This window comes from Streptomyces malachitofuscus (genome assembly GCF_055571035.1).
On sequence record NZ_JBVIGA010000014.1, the window covers coordinates 165,237 to 183,082 of the forward strand.

Sequence of the window (17,846 nt, forward strand, 5' to 3'; positions counted from 1 at the left end):
CACCCCCGGCCCGGCCCCGCACCACCCACCCACCGTGGGCGCTACGCGTCGGCCGGTCGGCCGCAGCGTGCCGGACGGGCTCGATACTCGCGCGGGGGCCGGTGAGCAGTCCGGTGTCCATATCCGTACCTAACCCGTAGCCGGATTGCCGGGAGGCGGGTACGACGTGGAGCGACGGCGGAGCGAGGCGGCGGGCGATGGCGGACGAGGCGAGGCCGCAGGCCGCGGAACCCGGCGACTTCAAGGGCTGGTGCTGCTGGGCACCGTGCTGGTCCTGCTCCTCCTCGGCAGCGCCACCCCGGCGAGCGCCCACGCCGCGCTCCGGGACAGCGACCCCGGGGACAACAGCGTCGTCGAGTCCGCGCCCCGGCACATCACCCTGACCTTCACGGAGTCCGTCGGCCTGCTCGACGACTCGTTCCGCGTCTACAGCCCCGACAACCGCCGCGTCGATCTGGGCGAGCCGCGGCACGCGGACGGCGCCTCCGACACCGCCCGCGCCGCACTGCCCGGCGGCCTCGAGGACGGCACCTACACGGTGGCCTGGCGGGTGGTGTCGGCCGACAGCCACCCGGTCTCCGGAGCCTTCACCTTCTCCATCGGCGAGCCCTCCCCCCACCCGCCCGCGGCGCCCGCGGACCATGCCGAGCACCCGGTCACCAAGAGCCTCTACGACACCGGCCGCTATCTCGCGTACATCGCCGCCGCCCTGCTCATCGGCGCGGCCGCATTCGCCGGGCTGTGCCGTCCCGCGGACACCGCCCCGCTGCGGCTGCCGGTGCTCACCGGCTGGTGGACCCTGCTGACGGCCACCGCCGCGCTGCTCGTCCTGCGCGCCCCCTACGAGAACGGCACGTCACCCGCCACCGCCCTCGACCTCTCCGCGTTCTCCGGCACCCTCACCGGCCGCCCGGGCCTGGCCCTGCTGACCCGGCTGGCCCTGCTCCTGCTGACCGCGGCGGTCCTCGTACCGCTCGCCCGGCGCGGCGGCCCCCGGACCCGCATGGCGACCGGCGCCGCCGTGTCCGTCGCGCTCGCCCTGACCTGGGCCGCGGCCGAGCACGCCTCCGCCGGGATCCAGGTCCCGCTGGCGATGGCGTCGTCCGTCCTCCACCTGCTGGCGATGGCCTGCTGGCTCGGCGGCCTGACGGCGCTGCTCCTCACCCTGTACCGCGCGAAGACCCCGCCCTCGCCCGCCACGGTCACCCGGTTCTCCCGCCTGGCCTTCCTGTCGGTGACCGTCCTGGTGGTGACCGGCGTCTACCAGTCCTGGCGCGGCCTGGGCTCCTGGACCGCCCTCACGGACTCCTCGTACGGCCGGACCCTGACGGCCAAGCTCGCCGCGACCGTCTTCCTGCTGCTGGCGGCGGGCCTGTCACGCCGCTGGACGGCACTCCTGGTGCGCAGGGCGGCGCAGCCCCCGGCGACGGTGGAGGAGCGGGTGCCCGAGCTGGTGGGCGCGTCCGGTGCCGCCACCGCACGGCAGGGGGCGGGGGAGACGCTGCCGGACGGACCGGACACCCCCCGAGCGCCGGGGACGGACGGACCGGACGCACCCGGTACGCCGCCGGAACCGACGGCCGACCACTACCGCCGCGCCCTGCGCCGGTCCGTGCTGGCCGAGGTGCTCGTCGCCGTCGTCGTCCTGCTGATCACCACGGTGCTCACCGGCACCCTCCCCGCCCGCGCGGAGGCGGAGGCCGCCGAGGCGCCCCGGCCCCAGGTGGCCGGGCTCCCCGGGGCGGAGGCGTTCACCGTCCCCTACGACGTCGGCACCCCCGGCGGCCGCGGCACGGTGCAGATCACGATGGACCCGGGCCGGGTCGGCGAGAACGGCCTCCAGGCCGTCGTCTTCGGCCCGGGCGGAGCCCTGACCTTCGTACCGGAGGTCCGGATCTCCTTCACCCTCGCCGCCAAGGACATCGGCCCCATCGACGCGAAGGTGACCGACCGCGGCGGCTACTGGGCCACCAACGACCTCAACCTCCCCCTCGAGGGCACCTGGACCATGAAGCTGACGATCCGGGTCTCCGAACTGGACCAGGTGAGCGAGACCCGGCAGGTACGGATCACTCGCTGATCACCCGCTCACCTGGCGACCCGCTCGACGGCGTCAGCCGCCCGCGCGGAGGCCCGGCCCCCGCGTGACCACGCCCACGCGTCGCGACGCCTGGGGATCCGTGCTGTGCTGGAAGCAGTCGCAGGAGTACGCGCCGATGCGTCACAGCCGGATGTCCACCGCCACCTCCGCCCCGCCGCCCGCGCCGACCGGAGCGGGCGGGAGCCTGCTGCCGACCCGGGAACTCGCCGCCGCCTGGCTGCTGATCGTGCTGATCGCGGTGCCCGCGTGGGTGCTGACGATCGGGCAGGCCCGGGACATGGGGGTCGGGCCCGGCACGATGGGCACGGCCCTGCCGCTGTTCCTGCTGCTGTGGGTGACGATGATGGCGGCCATGATGCTGCCGTCCATGGCGCCGGTGGCGGTCACCTGGGTCCGTGGGATCGGCCGCCGGTCCTCCGGCTGGACGCGGACCGCGCGCACCGTCGAGTTCGTGGGCGGCTATCTGCTGGTGTGGACCGCCTTCGGCCTGCTCGCCTATGCGGCCCTGGCCGTCACCGGCGACCTGGTGGAGGACGGTCCGACCGCCGGGCGCTGGATCGGCGCGGTGGCCTTCCTGCTCGCGGGCCTGTACCAGCTCGGCCCCCTCAAGAACGTCTGCCTGCGGCACTGCCGCGACCCCATGGGCCACCTGGTGCGCTACTCCGGGTTCCGCCGGCCGGCCCGCGACCTCCGGGTGGGCCTGCACCACGGCGCCTACTGCGTCGGCTGCTGCGCGGGGCTGATGGTGGTCCTGGTGCCGCTCGGCGTGATGAACGTGGCGGCCATGGCCGGGCTGGCCGTGGTGATCTTCGTCGAGAAACTGTGGTCCCGAGGCCCGCTGCTCGCCCGGGCCGTGGGCATCGCGTTCCTCGTCCTGGCCGTGCTCGCGCCGTTCCAGGACTGGCTGCTGCCGGGGCTGCAGGGGACCATGCCGATGGGCGACATGTGACGCGGGCGCGTCCTCACCGGTCGGGGCCGCTCCACTCGAACGGGAAGTGCTTGCTCGATTTCCCCGAGCGTTCCCAGGAGAAGCCGAACGCGTCGGCACGGTCGGTGGTGGCCCGTCCCCAGGTGGCGACCTGGCCCGGACCGACCTCGGCACCCGGGGCGTTGTGCACCTGGACGCGGGCGCCCTGTGGCGTCGTCGGACCGGTGAGCGCCTCGGCGGTGGCCGTGACCCGGCCGGGAACCTCGGCCCGCCAGGTGGCGAGGTCCTTGTCGATCTCGACGTGGACGGGGGCGAAGTCCATCCCGCGCATCTCCGGGTGGAACATCTCCCCGAACTCCGCCGGCCATCCGCCCGCCTCGCCGCCGAAAATGGTGCCGAGCGCGGCGCGCTGCCGCTCGTCGGCCCGTTCGTCGAGGAACATCGCGGCGTACGGATCGGTGTGGGTGCCGGCCCAGGGGTTGCCGGTGAAGGAGCCGATCATCAGGACGTTCAGACCGTCGAGCCGCACGTCGCCGAAGCTGCCTTCCCGGATGTGCCAGACCAGCACGCCCTCGCAGTCGCCGTAGGTCGGGGGCTGGGCGAACGTGCAGGGGCACGGTATGGCGCACTTGCACACGTCGAACCAGTCGCCGGTCAGGTGCCAGCGGATGTCGGTGGTGACTTGATCGGTCATCTCGCTTCCCTCCTGCCGAGCCGGAAGGCTCACTCGGAGTGGCGAGACCGCGCGCCCACGAGCCCGCGCCCGAACGACGAGGCGGCCTCCCTTCCAGCTTGCACCCCGCCCCCCACCGAGGGAACCCGCACCCGGACCTCGGTTCGGCTCATCGGTGACGGACAACGTCGAAGGGCCCCACCGCAAGCGGTGGGGCCCTTCGACATCGTGCCCGGTGAGGCACTGGCGGAGGATACGAGATTCGAACTCGTGAGGGGTTGCCCCCAACACGCTTTCCAAGCGTGCGCCCTAGGCCTCTAGGCGAATCCTCCGCCGGAAACATTACATGACCGAGAGGAGTGCTCGCGAACTCGTTCCCCGCCCGCGACATGGGGTAGCCTCTGCGTAGCCCCTCACGCGGCGCTATCTGACTGAACTCCCCCAGGGCCGGAAGGCAGCAAGGGTAGGTCGGCTCTGGCGGGTGCGTGGGGGGCGCTTGCGTGTGCGGCGGCCGGTCCGGTTGTCGGTGGGCGCCTATAACCTCGTAGGCGTGTCGTCTCTCGCGCTGTACCGCCGCTATCGCCCGGAGTCGTTCGCCGAGGTCATCGGGCAGGAGCATGTCACCGGCCCGTTGCAGCAGGCGCTGCGGAACAACCGGGTCAATCACGCGTACCTGTTCAGCGGTCCGCGCGGCTGCGGCAAGACGACGAGTGCCCGCATCCTCGCGCGGTGCCTGAACTGCGAGAAGGGGCCCACGCCGACCCCGTGCGGGGAGTGCCAGTCGTGCCGCGACCTCGCGCGCAACGGACCCGGTTCCATCGACGTCATCGAGATCGACGCCGCGTCCCACGGTGGTGTGGACGACGCCCGTGACCTGCGGGAGAAGGCGTTCTTCGGGCCTGCCGCCAGCCGGTACAAGATCTACATCATCGACGAGGCCCACATGGTCACGTCGGCCGGATTCAACGCGCTGCTCAAGGTTGTCGAGGAACCCCCGGAGCATCTGAAGTTCATCTTCGCGACCACCGAGCCCGAGAAGGTCATCGGGACGATCCGGTCGCGTACGCACCACTACCCGTTCCGGCTGGTGCCGCCCGGCACCCTGCGGGAGTACCTCGGCGAGGTGTGCGGGAAGGAGGACATCCCCGTCGAGGAGGGTGTGCTGCCGCTCGTCGTACGGGCCGGTGCCGGGTCCGTGCGTGACTCGATGTCCGTCATGGACCAGCTGCTCGCCGGTGCCGGGGCGGAGGGTGTGACGTATGCCATGGCCACCTCCCTGCTCGGGTACACGGACGGCTCGCTGCTCGACTCCGTGGTCGAGGCCTTCGCGACCGGCGACGGCGCCGCCGCCTTCGAGGTCGTCGACCGGGTGATCGAGGGGGGCAACGACCCGCGCAGGTTCGTCGCCGACCTGCTGGAGCGGCTGCGGGACCTCGTCATCCTCGCCGCCGTCCCCGATGCCGCCGAGAAGGGGCTCATCGACGCCCCCGCCGACGTCATCGAGCGGATGCAGGCCCAGGCCGGCACCTTCGGCCCCGCCGAGCTCGGCCGCGCCGCCGACATCGTCAACGAGGGGCTGACCGAGATGCGCGGCGCCACCTCGCCCCGTCTCCAGCTCGAGCTGATCTGCGCGCGCGTGCTGCTTCCCGCCGCGTACGGCGACGAGCGCTCGGTCATGGCCCGGCTGGACCGGATCGAGCGCGGTGTGAACTTCTCCGCCGGGGCCGGCGCCGGTGCGCCCGCCATGGGGTACGTCCCCGGACCGGAAACCCACTCAGGAGCGCAGGGGCAGGGCGACATCGAGCCCGGCGGCGGTGCCGCCGCCGCCCGGGCCGCGGTGCGCGCGCCGGGCCCCGTGCCCACCCACGGGCCACCCGCGCCCACCCCGGCGCCCGCCCCCGCCCCCGCGCCTGCTCCCGCACAGGCACCGCCACCGGCGGCCGCCCCGGCTCAGGCTCCGACTCCGGCCGCCGAGAGCCCGGCCGCTCCGGCGGCGGGAGCCCCTGGTGCCTGGCCCACCGCCGCCTCCGCCGGGGGAAGCGGCGGCCGACGCCCCGGCGGCTGGCCCACGGCGACCCCGGTCGGCGGCGGCCGGCCCGCCGCCGCGGCACCGTCGGGTGCCCCCGCGCCCGCGCCTCCGCCCGCCCCCGCGTCCCAGGCGGCGCCCTCTGCTCCCGCGCCCTCGGGCGGCGGTGGTGGCCTCGACCCCCGCATGCTCTGGCCGAACATCCTGGAAACGGTCAAGAACCGTCGTCGCTTCACCTGGATCCTGCTCAGCCAGAACGCCCAGGTGACCGGCTTCGACGGCTCGACCCTCCAGCTCGGCTTCGTGAACGCGGGCGCCCGGGACAACTTCCTCAGCAGCGGCAGCGAGGACGTCCTGCGCCAGTCGCTGGCCGAGCAGTTCAACGTGCAGTGGAAGATCGAGGCGGTCGTCGACCCGTCCGGCGGCGGTACGGCGGCTCCCGCGCCGCCCGGACCGCCCGCAGGTGGCAGCGGCGGCGGATACGGCGGTGGCGGCGGGTACGGCGGCCCCGGCGCAGGCGGGCGTCCCTCCGCACCCCGGACGGCCGCGCCGGCCGACCCCGCGCAGCCGGTGAGCGCGCCCGGTGCGCCGTCCGCACCCGCGCCCGGCCCCGCTCCGGCGGCCCCCCGCCCCTCCGTCCCGGAACCGCCGGCGCCCGTCTCGCCCGAGGACGACATCCCCGAGGACGACGACCCCGACCTGGACGAATCCGCCCTCTCCGGGAAGGAGCTGCTCGTACGGGAGCTGGGGGCGACGGTCGTCGAAGAGATCGCCAACGAGTAGGGCGTCTGGAGGAACCCACAAAGCGCCTCGCCCCGCGCCTTCGGAAGCCCGCACAAAGGAAACCGGCCGTCTCCCGTTAGGCTGACCCCCGTGAAGGTCCTCGTCATCGGCAGCGGCGCCCGCGAACACGCCCTGTGCCACTCCCTGTCCCTCGACCCCGACGTCACCGCGCTGCACTGCGCCCCCGGCAACGCCGGCATCGCCGACGTCGCCGAGCTGCACCCGGTCGACGCCCTCGACGGCGCGGCCGTGTCCGCGCTGGCCGTCCGGCTCGGTGCGGACCTCGTGGTGGTCGGCCCGGAGGCGCCCCTGGTCGCCGGTGTCGCCGACGCCGTGCGCGACGCGGGCATCCCCGTCTTCGGCCCCTCGAAGGAGGCCGCGCAGCTCGAGGGCTCCAAGGCCTTCGCGAAGGACGTCATGGCGGGAGCCGGCGTGCCCACCGCCCGCAGCTACGTCTGTACGACGTCCGAGGAGGTCGACGCGGCCCTCAAAACGTTCGGCGCCCCCTACGTCGTCAAGGACGACGGACTCGCGGCCGGCAAGGGCGTCGTCGTCACGGACGACATCGAGGCGGCCCGCGCGCACGCCGGCGGCTGTGAGCGCGTGGTCGTCGAGGAGTTCCTCGACGGCCCCGAGGTCTCCCTGTTCGCGATCACCGACGGCGAGACGGTCGTACCCCTCCAGCCGGCCCAGGACTTCAAGCGCGCGCTGGACGGCGACGCGGGCCCGAACACCGGCGGCATGGGCGCGTACTCCCCGCTGCCGTGGGCCGACCCGAAGCTGGTCGACGAGGTCATGGAGACGGTGCTCCAGCCGACCGTCGACGAGATGCGGCGCCGGGGCACCCCGTTCTCCGGTCTGCTCTACGCCGGTCTGGCGATCACCTCGCGCGGGGTCCGCGTGATCGAGTTCAACGCCCGCTTCGGCGACCCCGAGACCCAGGTGGTCCTGGCCCGGCTGCAGACCCCGCTGGGCGGCCTGCTGATGGCCGCCGCCACCGGCAACCTCGCCCATCTGGAGCCGACCCGCTGGAGCGACGAGGCCGCCGTCACCGTGGTCGTCGCCTCGCACAACTACCCCGGCACCCCGCGCACCGGCGACCCGATCACCGGCCTGGACGAGGTCGCCGCCCAGGACGCGCCGCACGCGTACGTACTGCACGCGGGTACGAAGCGCGACGGCGACACGATCGTGAGCGCGGGCGGGCGGGTGCTGTCCGTCACGGCGACCGGCAAGGATCTCACCGAGGCCCGCGACCGGGCCTACCGCGCGGTCTCCCGCATCGGCCTCGACGGCTCCCAGCACCGCACGGACATCGCTGCCAAGGCGGCGCAGGACGCCTAGCCCGTCCGCCGGTCCGTTCCCCGGCGCCGATGAACCCCGCAGGCCCCGGATCCGTCTCAGGATTCGGGGCCTGACCTTTGCCGTCCGTCATCCACCTTTCCCCAAAGCCATTCCATCGAGTGAGCGATGGGCCATCCGGCTGACGTCAACCGGGGCCCCAACTAGGGTGCCGCGCAGGCATTCCGGCACTTGGCCCATCGGCATTGCGATGTCAGTGGCCGGTGTCACAGTGGGGGGCATGGGCAATGCCAGGACAGCGTCCGGAGCCGGGAGGGGGTGAGGTCGGGCCATGAGCGGAAGCGGGATGGGAGCTCACGCGGGCGGACAGAGCGCGCGGTCCCGTGCGCTGGCCGTGCTGCGGGTCCGCAGCCGGGCCCTGGCCGTCGCGCTGCTGCCGGCGGCCGTCGCCGTGATCCTGCTCGTCGGCGGCTCCACCGGGCATCTCCCGGGCACCGGCTGGGACCTGGCCCGCAGGCTCGTGACCCCGGCCGCGGTGCTCGTCCTGCTCCTCGCCGCCGGGGTCGCCCTGGTCGTCGCCCGCTCCCGGCCCGCCATGAGCCCCACCGTGCCGGTCGCCGAGGAGGCGGCCCCGGACCTGTACCGGATGGTGCGCGACCTCGCCGACCGTCTCGGCGTTCCCGCGCCCTCCGCGATAGCACTCACCCCGGACTGCGACAGCTGGCTGGAGGACCGCACCCATCCGGCCCACGGCCCCCCGCCGGCGGAGAAGTACGACGACATAGCGGGGGCGGGGCGGCCCCCGCGCCGGACGCCCGTTCCGCCCGTGCTGGTGATCGGCTCCCCGTTCCTGTGGTGGATGCGGGTGGGGGAGCTGCGCGCGGTCCTCGCCCCGGTCGTCGCCGGTACGGGACCGTCGGCGCACCCGGACATAGCCGCCGCGCGGCGCTTCGTGCAGGGGCTGGACGCCGCGGTGGCCGTGACCTCGGCACCGCACCGCGGACCGGTGTCCCGCGCGGGGTTCGCGGTCCTCGGCTGGGTGGCCCGGCTGCTGCTGCGCGGATGCCGGGTCCATGCGGCGGAGATGGAGCGCGGGGTCGCCGCCGCGGCCGCCGAGCGCGCACAGGCTGTGGACTACGGACTGCGGATCGTCGCCCAGGAGCAGGTGGGCCTGGCGTACGCGGGCTGGGACCGGCTGCTCACCCGGGTCGCGCTGCCCGCCTGGCGGATGGGCCGCTGGCCCTCCCGGCTCAACGCGGGAGTGGTGGCGGCGCTCACCGAGCTGTCCCGCAGGGACCGGCTGGCGGAGGGCTTCGCCTCCCGTCTCGGCGAGCGTCCCGCCTGTGACCTGCTCGAGGAGCCGGGCGCGGTGGACGAGGCCGCCTCATTGCTCGCCGCCCGTCTGTTCCACGGCGGGCCGGCGGAGACGGGCCCGGACTGGGCTCCGGTCCACTGGGGCGACTACCCGGAGGAGGTCGTCGACCGCAAGTGGCGCACCGACGCCGCCCGCCTCCACCGGGTCCTGGACGCCCTCCACGCGCCCCCGGCCCCGGGAGACCCCCCGGCCCCGGACGGTCCGACCCTCACCCGCGTCCTCACCCACCTGACGACCCGCCCCGGCTCCGGCGAACGCTCCGGTCCCGGCGAACGCTCCGGCTCCGGGGAGCGCCCCGGCTCCGGCGAACGCTCCGGTCCCGGCGAACGCTCCGGTCCCGGCGAACGCTCCGGCTCCGGGGAGCGGCTCGGCTCCGGCGAACGCTCCGGCTCCGGCGAACGCCCCGGCTCCGGCGAACGCCCCGGCTCCGGGGAGCACCTCGGCCCCGGCGAACGCCCCGGTCCCGGCGAACGCCCCGGCCCGGGGGAACCGCCCGCGGCCCCCACCGCACCCCCCGGCCCCCTCCCGGACGACGACGAGGACCTGTCCGGAACCACCGCGCGCAGTGCCGCCCTGGCCGCCCGGCTGACCGCCGAGCTGGCGCGCGAGGAGGCGCGGGCGACCGCCGCCCCCGGTACCACCGGTCCGGCCCCCCTCCGCGACGACCGCGCCGCGCTCCCGCTCTTCCCCCTCCAGCCCCCGCGCACCGGCCGCGAGCTGCTCGCCGACCACATCACGGCGATGGTGTGCTGTGCGGCGATGGACACCGCGGGCGCCACCCCGGGCCTCGACTGGCTCGACGGCCCGGCGCTCCTCCTGGGTGCCGTACGGGCGGCGGACCTGTCACCCCAGGTCCTGGCCCTGATCGAGGAGGGCGATCCCTCGGCCCTCCGCGGATGGCTGGCCGAGCACGGCATACGGGCCGAGAAGCCGGTACGGCTCGTCTGAGCCACCGGCCCCGCCGCCCCGCCCGGAGCAGACCCTTCCGCTTTCGGTCAATTCAAAACGAACGGTGACGGAGTGCGTGCGTTATGTGATGTGCTTGGACCGTTCGGACCCGTGGGCAAGGGCTCGGGACATACGACAAGCACATAAACGTCGCCGGGCCTCACCCGTCAGGCGCCTGCCGGACCGCACCACGCACCGCATCGCAACGGGGGCACGAGGGAGGGGAGCGATCATGGGCTCGGAGCAGATCCGCCGCTGGGAGTCGGGAGCGCTGGCGCACGCCGTGAACGATCCCTTCGGGCTGGGCCCCCTCCCGTGGCTGCGCGGCAGTGAGACCTACTTCGGCGACACCGGCCAGGTCGTCCCCTGGTACGTGGACCCGGCGCACCCGGACACCGGACCGGGCACGGTCCCGGGCCGGGCGGCCGCCCCCCGCCTCCCCAGGCAGGGTGGCCCCGGCGTGCCCGCCCCCCGGTCCTCCGGAGGCCCCCGCGCGGCCGACGACGTGCACCGCCAGATCAAGGGCTTCACCTCCACCGGCGCCGTCGCCCCCGGCGAGGCCATCGACTTCCACATCACCGTCGACCCGCCCCAGGAGTTCGGCGTCGACGTCTACCGCATCGGCCACTACTCCGGCGACGGCGCCACCAAGATCACCTCGAGCCCCCGGCTCTCCGGCATCGTGCAGCCGCCGCCGCTCACCGCCGACCGCACCGTCTCCTGCCACCACTGGTGGCTGTCCTGGCGGTTACCGATTCCGTCGTACTGGAGCGTCGGCGCGTATGTCGCCGTGCTGACCACGGCCGACGGCTACCGCTCGCACGTCCCGTTCACCGTCCGCGACGACCGCCCCGCGGACCTCCTCCTCGTCCTGCCCGACATCACCTGGCAGGCCTACAACCTTTACCCGGAGGACGGCCGCACCGGCGCGAGCCTCTACCACGCCTGGGACGACGACGGCCGGCTGCTCGGCGAGTCCGACGCCGCCACCACCGTCTCCTTCGACCGCCCCTACGCAGGCGCGGGCCTCCCGCTGCACGTCGGGCACGCCTACGACGTCATCCGCTGGGCCGAGCGCTACGGCTACGACCTCGCCTACGCCGACGCCCGCGATCTGCATGCCGGCCGGGTCGACCCCACCCGCCACCGGGGCCTGATCTTCCCCGGCCACGACGAGTACTGGTCGGTGCCCATGCGCACCGCCGTGGAACGCGCCCGCGAGCACGGCACGTCCCTGGTCTTCCTCTCCGCCAACACGCTGTACTGGCAGGTGGAGCTCGCCCCCTCCCCGTCCGGCCCCGACCGCCTGCTGACCTGCCGCAAACGCCAGGGCCCGGGCAAACCGGCGCTGTGGCGGGAGATCGACCGCGCGGAGCAGCAGTTGCTCGGCATCCAGTACGCCGGGCACGTCCCGGAACCGCACCCGCTGATCATCCGCAACGCGGACCACTGGATGTGGGAGGCGACCGGCGCCCGCGAGGGCGACCGGATCGAGGGCATGGTCGCGGGCGAGGCGGACCGTTACTACCCGCGCACCCCGCTGCCGGCGTACGAGGAGCGCGTCCTGCTCGCCCACTCTCCGTACACCGACCGGGCGGGCGCCCGGCGGCACCAGGAGACCTCCCTCTACCGCGCCCCCTCCGGCGCCTGGGTGTTCGCCTCCGGGACCTTTGCCTGGTCCCCGGCCCTGGACCGGCCGGGCCATGTCGACCCCCGCGTCCAGCGCGCCACCGCCAACCTCCTGGACCGCATCTGCAAACGCGACTGACCCCCGGCCGCGACCGTTCACTCCGTACGGGAGAATCGAGTCATTCAGACAGAACCACGGGGAGGAACCGTGTCCGGATTCGTCGAAAAGCCCGAGCCGATCCAGGTTCCGGGTTTGGTGCATCTGCACACCGGAAAGGTGCGCGAGCTGTACCGGAACGAGGCGGGCGACCTCGTGATGATCGCCAGCGACCGCATCTCCGCGTACGACTGGGTGCTGCCGACCGAGATCCCCGACAAGGGCCGGGTGCTCACCCAGCTCTCCCTGTGGTGGTTCGAGCAGCTCGCCGACCTGCTCCCCAACCATGTGCTGAGCACCGAGCTGCCGCCCGGCGCCCCCGACGACTGGGCGGGCCGCACGCTCATCTGCAAGTCGCTGAACATGGTCCCCGTGGAGTGCGTGGCCCGCGGCTATCTCACCGGTTCGGGCCTGGCCGAGTACGACGAGTCCCGCACGGTCTGCGGTCTCGCCCTTCCTGAGGGCCTGGTGGACGGCTCGGAGCTGCCCGCCCCGATCTTCACCCCGGCCACCAAGGCCGCCGTCGGCGAGCACGACGAGAACGTCTCCTACGAGGAGGTCGCCCGCCAGGTCGGCGCGGACACCGCGGCCCGGCTGCGCCAGGCGACCCTCGCCGCCTACTCCCGGGCCCGGACCATCGCCCGTGACCGCGGCATCATCCTGGCGGACACCAAGTTCGAGTTCGGCTTCGACGGCGACACCCTGGTCATCGCGGACGAGGTGCTCACCCCGGACTCCTCCCGCTTCTGGCCGGCCGACCAGTGGCAGCCGGGCCGCCCGCAGCCCTCGTACGACAAGCAGTTCGTACGGGACTGGCTCACCTCGGCCGAGTCGGGCTGGGACCGCAGGAGCGAGCAGCCCCCGCCGCCGCTGCCGCAGCATGTCGTGGACGCCACCCGCGCCAAGTACGTGGAGGCCTACGAGCGGCTGACCGGCACGACCTGGAGCTGAGCACCCGACAGCCGGCCGGGCCCGCAGGGGCCCGGCCCGCCTCCCCCGTGGGCCGGGCGCACGACGAAGGCCCCGGTCGATGACCGGGGCCTTGTTCCTGAGCGAACGACGAGGTTCGAACTCGCGACCTCAACCTTGGCAAGGTTGCGCTCTACCAACTGAGCTACGTTCGCATGCGCCGTGGCGCGAGACCCACTATACCCAACCTCGCTCCCGCGCGAGGCGCACCGCCGCATGGCGGTTCTCCGCCCCGAGCTTCGAGACGGCGGAGGAGAGATAGTTGCGCACGGTCCCCTGGGACAGCGCGGCCCGCTCCGCGATCTCCGCCACGGGTGCCCCGTCCGCCGCGAGCTCCAGCACCTCGGCCTCGCGCGCGGTCAGCGGGGAGTCACCGGAGGCGATCGCGTCGGCGGCCAACTCGGGGTCGACGTAACGGTTTCCCTCGTGCACCGTGCGGATGATCTCCGCGAGGCGCTGGGCGCTGACGGTCTTGGGGACGAACCCGCGCACTCCTGCCGCGAGCGCCCGCTTCAGATGTCCGGGCCGCCCGTGACTGGTCACGATCAGCACCCGGCAGCCGGGCAGCTCCGCCCGCAGGGATGTGGCGACCTTCACACCGTCGGCGCCGGGCATCTGCAGGTCCAGTACGGCGACATCGGGGGCGTGCGCCCGCGCCATCGCCAGCGCCTCCGGCCCGGACGCCGCCTCGGCGACGACCGTCAGATCGTCCTCGAGCGACAGCAGCGCGGCCAGCGCGCCCCGTATCAGGTGTTCGTCGTCGGCCAGCAGCAGCCGCACGTTCCGGGGTCCGGTCACGATGTCGCCTCGCTCACAGGAACGGACGCCGCCTCACGCGCGGGACCGGGGGCCGGTACGGCGGCGGGAGGGGCCTCGCCGGAATGCGTGGGCAGCGGGACCTCGACGGTCAGCAGGAACAGCCCGTCCCCGGCCGGCCCGGCCCGCAGCGTCCCCCCGATCTCCGCCAGCCGCTCGCGCAGCCCGATCAGCCCGGATCCCCGGGCGCCCGAGCCGCCGGGCGCCGGTGCCCCGTCGTTCTCCACTGTCAGCACCACATGCCCCTCCCGTACCCGCAGTTCCATCGCGCACCGCCGTGGGTCGCCGTGCCGCAGCACGTTCGTGGCCGCCTCCCGCACCACCCACGCGAGCGCGGACTGCACCGGTGCGGGGAATCCGGTCGTCGGGCCGGTGACCGTGCAGTCGATACCGGCGGCGGACAGCACGCCCTGCGCGCCCGCCAGTTCGCCGGCGAGATCCGCCTCGCGGTAGCCGCGCACCACCTCGCGCACCTCCCGCTGCGCCTCGTGGGCGAGGCGCTGCACCTCGACCATCTGGGTCACGGCCTCCGGGCGCTCCCGCTGGGCCAGCTGGACGGCCAGCTCGCTCTTCAGCGCGATCACCGCGAGGTTGCGCCCCATCACGTCGTGCAGGTCGCGTCCGAACCTGAGCCGCTCCTCGGCGACGGCGAGCCGGGCGCGGGTCTCACGGGCCTCGTCGAGTTCGTAGACGGCGTTGAGCAGCCAGGCGGAGAAGGCGTAGGTGAAGGCGAAGAAGCCGCCGCCGGCCAGCACGAGCAGGCTCGTGACCAGCGCGACGAGCCACGGCAGTCCGATGGCGCCGGAGGTGGCTCCGGCCGCCACCGCGAAGCCCAGCGTCACGGCGGACACCCGCCGCCGCCCGCGCACGCAGACGCCGGCCGCACCGGCACCGAAGATCATCACGATCGCGTAGACCCCGCCGGCGGCGCCCGCGACGTCGTCACCGCCCGGGCCGTGCCGGGCGACGACGAGCGCGGCCACGGCCATCACCGCCGTCGTCACACCGAACACCCACAGGGTCCGGATCGGACGGTCCCGCTGCCCGCGCTGCCAGTCCAGGGCACGCGAGGCGGTGACACCGCACACCACACTGTGCAGGGCCGCCATGGACACCAGCGGAACGGCCAGCCGCGGGCCGACCTGACCGATCAGCATCCCGCCGGCCACCGAGAGCTCGGTCAGCGCGAGCAGGTGGAACGACCACCGCGTGTACGTCTCGAACTTCGCCGGTGTGCTCTTGCGCTCCCACCAGCCGCCCGGCCTGCTCATGTCCTCGCGTCCCCTGCTCTCGACCGCGTCAGCGCCTCGGCTCCCAGCGGAACCAGCGCCGTACAGCAAACACCGACAGCAGGACCCAGGCCACCGCCGTCGCCACGGCACCCAGTGTCTCGGACGCCGACAGGTCGCCGGTGAAGCCGCCGCGCACCAGGGTCATGACGGGGGTCAGGGGCAGCAGCTCGCAGAAGGAGGCGATCCGGTCGGGCAGGATCTCGAGGGGGACCATCATCCCGGAGGCCAGCATCGAGAGGAACAGCAGCGGCAGCGTGGTGACCTGCGCGCTCTCGCTGGTCCGGGTGAAGGCGGCGGTGACGGCCGCGAGTCCCGCGCACATCACCAGTCCCAGGAGCAGCCCCAGCACCGAGAGGTACACGGCCGGCGGGGCCTCCATGTCCAGCAGGACCGCACAGCCGGCGGCCAGCACCAGGGACTGCGCCAGGCCGGTCGCGGCGGCGGGCAGCGCGGCCCCGGTCAGGATCTCGGTGTCCCGCAGCTCCCCGGTGCGCAGCCGCTTGAGGACGAGTTCCTCGCGGCGGGCGACGAAGGATCCGACGAGCGCCGCGTAGACGGCGAACAGGAGCGAGAAGCCGATGGCGGCCGGCAGCACCATCTCGCCGATGGTGAGCCCGGCCTCGGCGAGGTCCATCTCCTTGGCCGCCTCGTGGGCGCTGACCGGCAGCACCAGCGGCACGAACAGAGCGGTGACGAGGGTGCCCTTGCTCCGTCCCAGCAGGGTGAGTTCCGCGCGGGCGAGCGCGGCCATCCGGCTCATCGGGGTGGTCACGGTCGTGCTCATGCCGCGTACTCCTTCGTGGCCGCCGCGTCCGCGGAGGCCTCCTTGGCGATGGAGAGGAACGCCTCCTCCAGGGAAGCGGACCGCACGTCCAGCCGGTGCAGCTCCACTCCGGCGTGCTGCGCCCACACCAGCAGTCCGGTGGCGGCCCGCTGCAGTTCGTGGGTGCGCAGCCGGACGGTCCGGCCGTCGGTGGTGTGGTCGCTCACACCGAGTTCGGCGAGCGGCGGCAGATCGCCCAGGTGATAGCCGCCGGGCAGTTCGAAGGAGATCCGGGACGGCTCGGTGGCGGTCACCTCGGCCGGTGTGCCGGTCACGGCGATGCGGCCCTCGTGCATGATCGCGAGCCGGTCGGCGAGCTGCTCGGCCTCCTCCAGGTAGTGCGTGGTGAGCAGCACGGTCGTACCGGCGTCGCGCAGGGAGGCGACCAAGTCCCAGGCCTCCCGGCGGCCTTCGGGGTCGAGCCCGGTGGTGGGTTCGTCGAGGAAGAGCACCTCGGGGTCGCCGAGCAGCGCGAGCGCGAGGTCCAGACGGCGCCGCTGGCCCCCGGACAGCTGCTTCACCCGCACACCGGACTTCGATTCCAGGCCGACCAGCGCCAGCACTTCCCGCTCGGGCCGGGCCCCGCTCACACAGCCCGCCCACATACGGGCGGTCTCGGCGACGGTCAGCTCGGAGGGGAAGCCCCCTTCCTGGAGCATCACGCCGGTGCGGGGCCGTACGGCGGCACGCTCGGTGTACGGGTCGTGGCCGAGGACCCGGACCCGCCCGCCGGCCGGGGCGGCGAGTCCCTCCAGCAGTTCGACGGTGGAGGTCTTGCCCGCGCCGTTGGTCCCCAGCAGGGCGAAGACCTCCCCGCGCCGCACGGAGAAGTCGATGCCGCACACCGCTTCGAAGCCGCCCCCGTAGACACGTCGCAGGTCGGTGACCTCAATCACGTGTTCGTGCTCGTTCGCTTCCATGCCTCGAGCATCCCGTTCGGCGGGGCGCGGGGGCAGTGCGCCCTGTCACCACCGGACATGACAAATGTCAGACGGGCGGTCAGGGCATGCGAAAGACCCCGGTCCGAGGGACCGGGGTCTCACCACTGAGCGGACGACGAGGCTCGAACTCGCGACCTCAACCTTGGCAAGGTTGCGCTCTACCAACTGAGCTACGTCCGCATTGCCTCCGACCGGCTCTCACCGATCGGCGCGGGCACCAGCCTACCCGATGGACCGGGGTCCTCGGTACGGCGGTGCGGAGCGGGTGACAGGAATTGCACACTGCGCCTTCCCCCTGGAAGGGGGATGTTCTACTACTGAACTACACCCGCATGTACTCCGCGGGCCGGGCCTTTCGGCCTTGCCCCTCGGCGTGCTCCAGACTCTAGCTGATCAGCGGGGGTGCTGCGCAAGTCGGTTGACGCGGGGGGCGGGTGACCGGCCGTCGGGGGGATCGCCCGGCACCGGGCCGGCGACGGTCACCCGGCCGGGTCACTGCGCCGCGGCGAACGCCTCGTACACCTTCTTGGGGATCCGGCCCCGCGCGGGCACGTCCATCCGGTTCGCCTGCGCCCAGGCGCGCACGGCGGACGGGTCGGGGGCGACCTCCGTCTGCCGGTAGGCCTTGCCGGAGCGTGACCGCTTGCGGCCGGCGTCCACGTAGGGCTCGAGAGCCTTCCGCAGTTTCCTGGCATTGGTTTCATTGAGGTCGATCTCGTACGACTTGCCGTCCAGGCCGAAGGCGATCGTTTCCGCCGCTTCCGAGCCGTCGATGTCGTCAAAGAGAGTGACCACGACCTTCTGCGCCACGAATATCGGTCCCTTCGTGCGACACCTCTCGTCCGGACGTCCTTGATGACGTGCCGGTACGTCGCCGAGATGTCGGCTGTCCGCCTGTAATCGGGCAAAGTATCTGCTAATGACAATTCATTTGTACAGTGCCCGGCATTGCAATGTGAAGCCCGACTAAATCTGTCCGCGTGTCCGGTACGCAATAGAGATGTACGAGCGAACACGGATCTTTCCCGGATCTTTTCCTCCGGCGCCTGCCCGCGATGCCGAATCGTGATGGTGCTCACGTAG

13 protein-coding genes, 4 tRNA genes and 1 other RNA gene are annotated in these 17,846 nt (G+C 73.4%); 8 read left to right on the forward strand and 10 right to left on the reverse strand.

Going from position 1 to position 17,846, the window contains the following annotated elements; all coding sequences use genetic code 11:
* Nucleotides 1–250: 250 nt before the first annotated feature.
* Nucleotides 251–2,080 carry a copper resistance CopC/CopD family protein gene (locus ACZ44S_RS21580; RefSeq protein ID WP_466931497.1) on the forward strand — a complete coding sequence of 610 codons (1,830 nt, stop codon included), beginning with the start codon at nucleotides 251–253 and terminating at the stop codon, nucleotides 2,078–2,080.
* Between the two features lie 151 nt (nucleotides 2,081–2,231).
* A complete protein-coding gene (locus tag ACZ44S_RS21585) occupies nucleotides 2,232–3,050 on the forward strand; it encodes a DUF2182 domain-containing protein (RefSeq protein ID WP_466931499.1) in 819 nt (272 codons plus the stop codon).
* Between the two features lie 13 nt (nucleotides 3,051–3,063).
* Here the strand turns inward: ACZ44S_RS21585 and ACZ44S_RS21590 are convergent, their stop codons facing one another.
* Together ACZ44S_RS21590 and ACZ44S_RS21595 are read right to left on the reverse strand one after the other, a co-directional pair.
* Nucleotides 3,064–3,723, reverse strand: a complete 660-nt coding sequence (locus tag ACZ44S_RS21590) for a DUF1326 domain-containing protein (protein WP_466931418.1) — start codon at nucleotides 3,721–3,723, stop codon at nucleotides 3,064–3,066.
* A 223-nt stretch (nucleotides 3,724–3,946) separates the two neighbouring features.
* Nucleotides 3,947–4,034: transfer RNA gene (locus ACZ44S_RS21595), tRNA-Ser, on the reverse strand.
* Between the two features lie 72 nt (nucleotides 4,035–4,106).
* Here ACZ44S_RS21595 and ffs point away from each other — a divergent pair.
* From ffs to ACZ44S_RS21625, 6 genes are all read left to right on the forward strand, one after another.
* Nucleotides 4,107–4,205: signal recognition particle sRNA small type (gene ffs, locus ACZ44S_RS21600), an RNA gene on the forward strand.
* Nucleotides 4,206–4,252: 47 nt separating this feature from the next.
* Nucleotides 4,253–6,511 carry a DNA polymerase III subunit gamma and tau gene (locus ACZ44S_RS21605; protein ID WP_466931419.1) on the forward strand — a complete coding sequence of 753 codons (2,259 nt, stop codon included), beginning with the start codon at nucleotides 4,253–4,255 and terminating at the stop codon, nucleotides 6,509–6,511.
* A 90-nt stretch (nucleotides 6,512–6,601) separates the two neighbouring features.
* Complete coding sequence (gene purD / locus ACZ44S_RS21610) at nucleotides 6,602–7,855, forward strand: phosphoribosylamine--glycine ligase (protein ID WP_466931421.1); 1,254 nt, start codon at nucleotides 6,602–6,604, stop codon at nucleotides 7,853–7,855.
* Between the two features lie 289 nt (nucleotides 7,856–8,144).
* A complete protein-coding gene (locus tag ACZ44S_RS21615) occupies nucleotides 8,145–10,136 on the forward strand; it encodes a M48 family metalloprotease (protein ID WP_466931423.1) in 1,992 nt (663 codons plus the stop codon).
* Between the two features lie 232 nt (nucleotides 10,137–10,368).
* On the forward strand, nucleotides 10,369–11,904 hold the full coding sequence (locus tag ACZ44S_RS21620; RefSeq protein ID WP_466931425.1) for a N,N-dimethylformamidase beta subunit family domain-containing protein: 1,536 nt from the start codon (nucleotides 10,369–10,371) through the stop codon (nucleotides 11,902–11,904).
* A gap of 69 nt (nucleotides 11,905–11,973) precedes the next feature.
* Nucleotides 11,974–12,873, forward strand: coding sequence for a phosphoribosylaminoimidazolesuccinocarboxamide synthase (locus tag ACZ44S_RS21625; RefSeq protein WP_466931427.1), 900 nt, complete (start codon nucleotides 11,974–11,976; stop codon nucleotides 12,871–12,873).
* A gap of 100 nt (nucleotides 12,874–12,973) precedes the next feature.
* Here ACZ44S_RS21625 and ACZ44S_RS21630 read toward each other — a convergent pair.
* The 8 genes from ACZ44S_RS21630 to ACZ44S_RS21665 all read right to left on the reverse strand — a co-directional run bounded on the left by ACZ44S_RS21630 (nucleotide 12,974) and on the right by ACZ44S_RS21665 (nucleotide 17,573).
* Nucleotides 12,974–13,046 (reverse strand) — tRNA-Gly (locus ACZ44S_RS21630).
* A gap of 22 nt (nucleotides 13,047–13,068) precedes the next feature.
* Nucleotides 13,069–13,689, reverse strand: a complete 621-nt coding sequence (locus ACZ44S_RS21635) for a response regulator (RefSeq protein ID WP_466931429.1) — start codon at nucleotides 13,687–13,689, stop codon at nucleotides 13,069–13,071.
* Entirely contained in the window at nucleotides 13,686–14,978 is a 1,293-nt protein-coding gene (locus ACZ44S_RS21640; RefSeq protein WP_466931431.1) for a sensor histidine kinase, read from the reverse strand. Before ACZ44S_RS21640 ends, ACZ44S_RS21635 begins: the two co-directional genes overlap by 4 nt.
* A gap of 28 nt (nucleotides 14,979–15,006) precedes the next feature.
* Nucleotides 15,007–15,783 (reverse strand): ABC transporter permease, encoded by a 777-nt coding sequence (locus ACZ44S_RS21645; RefSeq protein ID WP_466931433.1) that lies wholly within the window; start codon nucleotides 15,781–15,783, stop codon nucleotides 15,007–15,009.
* The gene (locus tag ACZ44S_RS21650; protein WP_466931435.1) at nucleotides 15,780–16,742 is read right to left on the reverse strand and encodes an ABC transporter ATP-binding protein; all 963 of its coding nucleotides are present in this window, start codon (nucleotides 16,740–16,742) and stop codon (nucleotides 15,780–15,782) included. Before ACZ44S_RS21650 ends, ACZ44S_RS21645 begins: the two co-directional genes overlap by 4 nt.
* A 128-nt stretch (nucleotides 16,743–16,870) precedes the next feature.
* Nucleotides 16,871–16,943 (reverse strand) — tRNA-Gly (locus tag ACZ44S_RS21655).
* Between the two features lie 80 nt (nucleotides 16,944–17,023).
* Nucleotides 17,024–17,095 (reverse strand) — tRNA-Gly (locus tag ACZ44S_RS21660).
* Between the two features lie 160 nt (nucleotides 17,096–17,255).
* Nucleotides 17,256–17,573, reverse strand: coding sequence for a histone-like nucleoid-structuring protein Lsr2 (locus ACZ44S_RS21665; RefSeq protein ID WP_190167210.1), 318 nt, complete (start codon nucleotides 17,571–17,573; stop codon nucleotides 17,256–17,258).
* Nucleotides 17,574–17,846 lie beyond the last annotated feature (273 nt).

Coding starts and splice junctions, on each gene's coding strand:
- ACZ44S_RS21645 (WP_466931433.1), bottom strand. CDS start 15,783: ATGAGCACGACCGTGACCACCCCGATGAGCCGGATGGCCGCGCTCGCC.
- ACZ44S_RS21585 (WP_466931499.1), top strand. CDS start 2,232: ATGTCCACCGCCACCTCCGCCCCGCCGCCCGCGCCGACCGGAGCGGGC.
- ACZ44S_RS21650 (WP_466931435.1), bottom strand. CDS start 16,742: ATGGAAGCGAACGAGCACGAACACGTGATTGAGGTCACCGACCTGCGA.
- ACZ44S_RS21590 (WP_466931418.1), bottom strand. CDS start 3,723: ATGACCGATCAAGTCACCACCGACATCCGCTGGCACCTGACCGGCGAC.
- ACZ44S_RS21640 (WP_466931431.1), bottom strand. CDS start 14,978: ATGAGCAGGCCGGGCGGCTGGTGGGAGCGCAAGAGCACACCGGCGAAG.
- ACZ44S_RS21615 (WP_466931423.1), top strand. CDS start 8,145: ATGAGCGGAAGCGGGATGGGAGCTCACGCGGGCGGACAGAGCGCGCGG.
- ACZ44S_RS21620 (WP_466931425.1), top strand. CDS start 10,369: ATGGGCTCGGAGCAGATCCGCCGCTGGGAGTCGGGAGCGCTGGCGCAC.